This window comes from Pseudomonas graminis (assembly GCF_004364335.1).
In the GTDB taxonomy this organism is placed as follows: Bacteria; Pseudomonadota; Gammaproteobacteria; order Pseudomonadales; family Pseudomonadaceae; genus Aquipseudomonas; species Aquipseudomonas graminis_D.
Genome location: NZ_SOCR01000017.1, coordinates 136,972 through 143,125 on the forward strand (window position 1 = coordinate 136,972; position 6,154 = coordinate 143,125).

Consider the following 6,154-nt stretch of genomic DNA (forward strand, 5'->3'; position numbering starts at 1 on the left):
TGGGGCCGTTCGCCACTCTAACGACAGGGGTTTTACGGGATTACACCGCACAATTCGGACTCTTCTTGAGCGGAACAGCTTTTTGCCTTCACGCTCAACGCTGTGTCAGATCGTGAAATGAACACGTTCAAGGACTAGGCCATTGAAGTTCAGCACGCTAACCTTCCCGCCTGACCGAGGAACCCCAATGACCGATCGCTTTTCCAGTCGCACGCCGCAACAGGCCCTCGCCGCCCTGTTGGACCTTTATGCGCCGAAGCGTCTGCTGCTGATTGGCGCCGAGGGTTTTCCGGCGTTGAAGGCTTTTTGTGAAGCGCATCCGCAGACCGAACTGGCCCACGCCGCGCCGGGTCCTTTGCCCGCCGATCTGGCCGGACAGCGCTTCGATCTGGCGTTGGTGGTGGATTGCCTGGAGCACATGCCCAAACGTGCGGGCCTGGAGTTGCTGGGCGGTGTCCGCAACCTCAATGCCAGCCGGATCGCCGTGCTGGCCGATCTTGATGCCTGCGGCTGGCAGCACGCCGATTTCTACTCGCTGGCACTGCAGGCCAGCGAGCGGTTTTCCCGGGATGAACAGGTGCTCACGCTGTTCACCTACGATCTGCGCGAATACAAACAGGTGCCGGATTGGCTGAACGCGAAGTTCTGGGCCAATCCGGAGAATTACGGCAAGTACTGGTGGTGAGAGACGCATCATGAGCAGCGCAATATGTCCCTGCGGCAGCGGCAATCTTCTCGACGGTTGCTGCGGTCGCTATCACGCCGGTCAGCCTGCCCCTTGCGCCGAAGCGCTGATGCGTTCGCGCTACAGCGCGTATGTGCTGGGGTTGGTGGACTATCTGCTGGACACCACATTGCCGGCGCAGAAGGCCGGGCTGGATCGTGATGGGATCAGCCAGTGGAGCGCCCAGAGCACCTGGTTGGGTCTGGAAGTCGAAGGCACCGAGTTGATCGGCGGTCAGCCTGAGCATGCTTTTGTGACCTTCACCGCCCGCTGGCACGACGCCGATGGCGAGCACCGTCATCGCGAGCGCTCGGCGTTTGTGCAGCATGACGGACGCTGGTATTTCATCGACCCGACGGTCTCGCTCAAAGCCGGTCGTAACGACGCCTGCCCCTGCGGCAGCCAGCAGAAATTCAAGAAGTGCTGCTCGGCTTATCTCACCTGATTGTTCAGCAGCGACGCCAGTGACCACTCAGGACGGTCAGTCTTCAAGCCAGTCTGATGTGGGAAACGTCCGGCACCAGCACATGCTCAACCGGTGTGTCCTGACCCAGATCAGCACCGGCCGGTGCCAGGCTCAAGCCGGACAGGTCGAGCTGCGGCGCACGGGTCGGCATTCTCGGATCCTGCACGTCCTGGCCCGGTTCAGAGAGGGTGAAGTCAGGCGCTTCCACGTCCACAAAGGCCGCCATGTACACATCGCGCGGTTTGACGCTGGCTGTACGGGACGGTGTGGCGTCGTTGCGCGGCGTGGTCAGATTTGAGGGCTTGCGCGTCCAGGTCGGCTCGTCCGGCGGCGGCGCCAGTTCAACCTCCTCCACTTCAACCACACCCGACGCCTCCACGACCGGCGCCTCAACGACTTGCACCATGGGCACAATCTGGGCCAGGGCCCCGGCGCGTTCGAGGGTCGACCGGTACTTTTCGGCGGCCGCCTCATCGAGGTTGTTTTTCAGCACCAGTCGACGGCCGGAGAACAGCAACGCGATGCGCTGAGCGTCCGCCTGGAACAGCTTTGTCAGGTTGGCCTTGACCAGATCCGGCTGCGCGCCGGACACCAGTTGGCCGGAAAATACGATTTCGTAGAGCTTCATGGTCAATACTCCTTCGACACATGGCGCGAGTATGGCGCACGCTGTGGAGAACGGCGAGTCACGTGAAGTGGCGGTCAGACGGGCCTACAAGACCGGACATAAGGGAGCGACCCATGATGTTTGCAGCATACGTCCTCAGAATCGCAGGCCTCTTCGCGCTCCTCGCGCTGTCGGGCTGCTCGACCTGGATAACCGGCGGCTTCGAAGACCCCGATGTCAAGCTGCTGAAGGTCGAGGTGGTCAAGGCCAAGCTGTTGCGCCAGGACTTCAAGCTGCGCTTCAGGGTCGACAATCCCAACGACTCCAGCCTGTTGGTCCGCGGCCTGCGCTACAAGATCCTGCTCAATGACATGTTGCTCAGCGAGGGCGTCTACAGCGACTGGTTCATCGTCAAAGCCAACAGCCACAAAAACTTTTCCGTGCCGATCCGTACCAATCTCTGGGAACACCTCAAGGACATTTCCAAGGTGCTCGGCAAAGCGGATCAGCCTGTGCATTACCGGTTGGAAGGCAAGCTCAAGACCGGATTTTTATTCGGACACAGCGTGCGCATCGGGCGCAATGGCGACATAATCCCCGGCGATTTGATTCCGGAGTAACCCCATGAACCAGCAAGCCCACGTGCACGGTCCCGATTGTGACCACGATCACGACCACCACGATCACCCTCATGACCACGGCCATGTGCACGGCCCGCATTGCGGCCACGCGCCTCAAGAGCCCGTGCGCAACACGCTCAAGGACGTCGGTCGCAACGATCCTTGCCCTTGTGGCAGCGAGAAAAAATTCAAGAAATGCCACGGCGCATAATCGCCCGAGCACGTTCTACGGCCTGAACCTTCAGGCCGTTTTCATTTGTGCGATGGGCGTTTGAAGGCGTAAAACAGGTGCAGCCTTAATGGCAGTCGTGATGACTTCACCTGGAGCGCGCAATGATCGATCTGCACTACTGGACCACCCCCAATGGCCACAAAGTCTCGATTTTCCTCGAAGAAGCGGGCCTGCCGTACAAGATTTTCCCGGTGAACATCGGCGCGAACGAGCAGTTTGAATCCGATTTTCTGAAGATTTCCCCCAACAACAAGATTCCAGCCATCGTCGACCACGAGCCTGCCGACGGCGGCGAACCGCTGAGCCTGTTCGAGTCCGGCGCGATCTTGCTGTACCTGGCCGAGAAGACGGGGCAGTTCATCGCTCAGGACCTGCGTGGCCGAGAAGAAACCCTGCAGTGGCTGTTCTGGCAAATGGGCGGCCTGGGCCCGATGGCCGGTCAGAATCACCATTTCAACCGGTTCGCCAAAGAGAAGATCCCCTATGCGATCAAGCGCTACGTCGACGAGACCGCACGCTTGTACGGCGTATTGAACGAGCGTCTGGCTGATCGCAGCTTTGTTGCGGGCGACGACTACGGCATCGCAGACATGGCGATCTACCCGTGGATCGTGCCGCATACCTTTCAGGAGCAGAACCTGGATGACTTTCCGCACCTTAAACGCTGGTTTGACGCAGTGGCCAATCGCGATGCGGTGAAGCGGGCCTATGCGCTGGCCGACAAGATCAATCCGCCGAAGCCCTGAGCTGAAGACGCAACCATCAGCGTGGAGTGAAAATCGCGAAAATAAACTCCCTCCCCCGGCTTGCGTGGCGCTCGCCTGCTCTCTAACGTAGCGCCTTTTCTACGCATCCCCCCCGCAGGAGCTTCATCATGGCCTCGCCAGCCCTTTCGACGTTGAAAACGCGCATGAGCGCGGCCGCTGCCATGATCGGACTCTTGAGCCTGGCCGGTTGCCAGCTGGGCGGTGAAGACCGCGACAGCCTGCCGCCTGCCAGCGGGGTGTTTGCCATTAAAGGGCTGGCACAGAACGTTTCGATTCGCCGCAACAATCTGGGCATGCCGCTGATAGAAAGCAGCACGTTCCATGACGCGCTGTTCACCCTCGGCTACATTCACGCGACAGACCGCATTACCCAGATGATGCAAATGCGCTTGCTGGCTCAGGGCCGACTGTCGGAAATCGCCGGGCCGGGCGCCCTCGATCTCGACCGCATGATGCGCGCCGCCAACCTCAAACAGACCGCCGGTCAGCTGTATGCGGCTTCATCGCCGCGGCTGAAACGCTTCTTCGAAGTGTACGCGCGCGGCGTCAACGCTTACCTGTTCCGCTACCGCGACAAGCTGCCGGCCGACCTCGCCGATTCGGGTTACAAGCCTGAATACTGGAAGCCGGAAGATTCGGCGCTGATCTTTAGCCTGCTCAATTTCAGCCTGTCAGTGAATCTGCAGGAGGAGATTTCCTCGCTGGTGCTGGCTCAGAAAGTCGGGGCGGACAAGCTGGGATGGCTGCTGCCGACCTATCCCGACGAAGCCTTGCCCTTTGCTGAAGCCGACAAGCTCAAAGGCCTGAACCTGGGCAGCCAGCTGCCGGGCCTGAGCGATCTGGACAAAGCGGCGCTGCAGCTTTCCGACCTCAACCTGCTGGGCGTTTCGGCGTCGAACAACTGGGTGATCTCACCGCAACGCGCGCGCGCCGGCAAGAGCCTGCTGGCCACCGACAGCCAACTGGCGCCGACCCTGCCGTCAATGTGGAATTTCGTGCAGATCCGCTCGCCGAAATACCAGGCCGCAGGCGCGACCGTTGCAGGCTTTCCACTGGTCTTGTCCGGCTTCAACGGCAAACTGGCCTGGGGCATGGGCCCGGCGATGGGCGACAACCAGGACCTGTTCCTGGAAAAGCTCAAGCGTGAAAACAACCGCCTGATGGTCATGGCCGACGGTAAATGGGTCGCGGCAGGCGCCCATGAGGAAACCTACTTCGTCAAAGGCCAGAGCCCGGTGCGCGAGCCTGCCTACGAAACCCGTCATGGCCCTCTGCTCAACGCGAGTTCTGCGCAGCTGGCCAGCGGCCTGGGCATCGCCCTGCAGACGCCGGACGCCAAGGACGACAAGACCCTCGACGCCCTTTTCGATCTGACCCGCGCCCCGAACGTGCAGCGCGCCTTCGACACCACCCGGGAAATCCGCGCCATCACGCTGAACATGGTGTTCGCCGATGCCTCCAACACCGGCTGGCAGGTCACCGGCAAATACCCGAACCGCCGCGACGGGCTCGGCCTGATTCCTTCGCCGGGCTGGGATGGCCGATTCGACTGGGACGGCTACGCCGACGCGATGCTGCATCCGTACGATCAGGATTCGCAGCAAGGCTGGATCGCCACCGCCAATCAGCGCACCGTGCCGAAAGGCTATGGCATGCAGCTGTCCAATTCGTGGGACTACCCGGAGCGCGCCGAACGCATCGCCGAACTGGCCAGCGCCGGCAAGCAGGACACCCGCAGCACCGTCGCCATGCAATACGACCAGACCACGACCTTCGCCGCGAAACTGAAGAAAATGTTCTCCGCGCCGGGCATGTCTGCGCCGCTCAAGCAAGCCATCGACGCCCTGCCCGCGCCAGACCGCGACAAGGCCCGCGAAGCGCTGACCCGCCTGATGGCGTTCGACGGCCGGCTGTCGCCGGGTTCGGCTGATGCAGCGATTTACGAATTGTTCCTGCAAGAAAGCGCCCGCCAGACCTTCCTCGACGAACTCGGCCCGGAAACCAGCCCTGCCTGGAAAGCGCTGGTGCAAAGCGCGGACCTGTCCTACTCGCCCCAGGCCGATCACCTGCTGGGCCGTGAAGACAGTCCGTATTGGGACGACGTAAAAACCCCGCAAAGAGAAGACAAACCCGCCATCCTCGCCCGCAGCCTGGCTGCGGCAATCACCGTCGGCGAAACCCAGTTCGGCGCCGATCACAAGGCCTGGCAGTGGGGCAAATTGCACCAGACCACCTGGACCGCCCAAAGCGCCCAACTGACCGCCGCACTGGGCGGCAACAAGGCAAGCGTGCTCAAAGGCCCGATCGCCACCGGCGGCGACCACACCACACTCAACGCCTCGGGCTTCCACTGGGGCCAGGACTTCAACGCCGCCGTCGTCCCGGCCATGCGCATCATCGTCGACTTCGCCCAACAAGAACCGATGATGGCGCAAAACGCCTCCGGCCAATCCGGCAACCCGGCCAGCCCGTACAACGCCAACGGCATCGACCCCTGGATGAAAGGCCTGTACATGTCCGTGCCGATGCAACCGGAAAATTTCGAAAAAGCCTACGGCAAACAACGCCTGACACTGACGCCCGGGAAGTGAATGCCCCTTGACCTGGGATGACGCGGAGCGTCCCGGGATGCATTCCCACGCAGAGCGTCACTAGTGTCCGGGGAAAGTTTGTCATAGCTGAAGGATGCCTTGGGCAGCCTTCAGCTTTTCAATGCTTTTCCTCTCTAACGCCTGATT

The 6,154-nt window shown here is 61.3% G+C and carries 7 protein-coding genes; 6 read left to right on the forward strand and 1 reads right to left on the reverse strand.

Annotated elements, in window-relative coordinates; translation table 11 throughout:
* Positions 1 to 187: 187 nt before the first annotated feature.
* A complete protein-coding gene (locus tag EC919_RS25660) occupies positions 188 to 685 on the forward strand; it encodes a DUF6231 family protein (RefSeq protein WP_133777093.1) in 498 nt (165 codons plus the stop codon).
* A 10-nt stretch (positions 686 to 695) separates the two neighbouring features.
* Complete coding sequence (locus EC919_RS25665) at positions 696 to 1,169, forward strand: YchJ family protein (RefSeq protein WP_133777094.1); 474 nt, start codon at positions 696 to 698, stop codon at positions 1,167 to 1,169.
* A 43-nt stretch (positions 1,170 to 1,212) separates the two neighbouring features.
* Here EC919_RS25665 and EC919_RS25670 read toward each other — a convergent pair whose 3' ends face one another.
* The gene (locus EC919_RS25670; RefSeq protein WP_133777095.1) at positions 1,213 to 1,818 is read right to left on the reverse strand and encodes a hypothetical protein; all 606 of its coding nucleotides are present in this window, start codon (positions 1,816 to 1,818) and stop codon (positions 1,213 to 1,215) included.
* Positions 1,819 to 1,931: 113 nt separating this feature from the next.
* Here EC919_RS25670 and EC919_RS25675 point away from each other — a divergent pair, with 113 nt between their 5' ends.
* From EC919_RS25675 to EC919_RS25690, 4 genes are all read left to right on the forward strand, one after another.
* Entirely contained in the window at positions 1,932 to 2,417 is a 486-nt protein-coding gene (locus EC919_RS25675) for an LEA type 2 family protein (protein WP_133777096.1), read from the forward strand.
* A 4-nt stretch (positions 2,418 to 2,421) separates the two neighbouring features.
* Entirely contained in the window at positions 2,422 to 2,628 is a 207-nt protein-coding gene (locus EC919_RS25680; RefSeq protein ID WP_074891614.1) for an SEC-C metal-binding domain-containing protein, read from the forward strand.
* Positions 2,629 to 2,750: 122 nt separating this feature from the next.
* On the forward strand, positions 2,751 to 3,395 hold the full coding sequence (locus EC919_RS25685; RefSeq protein ID WP_133777097.1) for a glutathione binding-like protein: 645 nt from the start codon (positions 2,751 to 2,753) through the stop codon (positions 3,393 to 3,395).
* Between the two features lie 128 nt (positions 3,396 to 3,523).
* Positions 3,524 to 6,007, forward strand: a complete 2,484-nt coding sequence (locus EC919_RS25690; protein ID WP_133777098.1) for a penicillin acylase family protein — start codon at positions 3,524 to 3,526, stop codon at positions 6,005 to 6,007.
* The last annotated feature ends 147 nt before the right edge of the window (positions 6,008 to 6,154 follow it).